The following is a 1,137-nucleotide window of genomic DNA, read 5'->3' on the forward strand; positions in this document are numbered from 1 at the left end:
CGGCTCCCACCTATCCTGTACAGATCGTACCCAAATTCAATATCAAGCTGCAGTAAAGCTCCATGGGGTCTTTCCGTCTTGTCGCGGGTAACCTGCATCTTCACAGGTATTAAAATTTCACCGGATCTCTCGTTGAGACAGCGCCCAAGTCGTTACGCCATTCGTGCGGGTCAGAATTTACCTGACAAGGAATTTCGCTACCTTAGGACCGTTATAGTTACGGCCGCCGTTTACTGGGGCTTCGGTTCATAGCTTCGGATTGCTCCTAACCACTCCCCTTAACCTTCCAGCACCGGGCAGGCGTCAGCCCGTATACTTCGCCTTGCGGCTTCGCACAGACCTGTGTTTTTGCTAAACAGTCGCTTGGGCCTTTTCACTGCGGCCCCCTCGGGCTATTCACCCTACCGAGGCACCCCTTCTCCCGAAGTTACGGGGTCATTTTGCCGAGTTCCTTAACGAGAGTTCTTCCGCGCGCCTTAGAATTCTCTTCTCGCCTACCTGTGTCGGTTTGCGGTACGGGCACCTTCTCCTGGCTAGAGGCTTTTCTTGGCAGTGTGAGATCATGACCTTCGCTACTGTAATTTTCGCTCCCCATCACAGCCCAGCCTTACAGTGTGCGGATTTGCCTGCACACCAGCCTCACTGCTTAGACGGACATCCATCAGTCCGCGTCACTACCCTCCTGCGTCACCCCATCGCTCATAGCGGATTACGGTGGTACAGTAATTTCAAACTGTTGTCCTTCGACTACGCCTGTCGGCCTCGCCTTAGGTCCCGACTTACCCTGAGCGGACGAGCCTTCCTCAGGAAACCTTGGGCTTTCGGCGGATCAGATTCTCACTGATCTTTTCGTTACTCATACCGGCATTCTCACTTGTGTACTCTCCAGCGCTCCTTACGGTACACCTTCAACGTATACACAACGCTCCCCTACCCCTGGATCGACTTCACTCCAGCTTCGAAGTCCGTGTTTATCCCCTGAGAGCATTTAGCCATTCATCCCTTCGGATGTTTCACGGCATTAATGTCAATCTGGATAAACACGCCTCAAAGGCGCAGTGAAGTCGATCCAAGCCATAGCTTCGGTGGTGTGTTTAGCCCCGTTACATTTTCGGCGCAGAGTCACTCGACCAGTGA

General features: G+C 53.2%; 1 rRNA gene. It reads right to left on the reverse strand.

The features are described from left to right. Positions 1–1,137, reverse strand: a 23S ribosomal RNA gene (locus tag K1558_RS32600); the annotation flags it as partial.

This window comes from Paenibacillus piscarius (assembly GCF_022234545.1).
Taxonomy (GTDB): Bacteria; Bacillota; Bacilli; order Paenibacillales; family Paenibacillaceae; genus Paenibacillus_AQ; species Paenibacillus_AQ piscarius.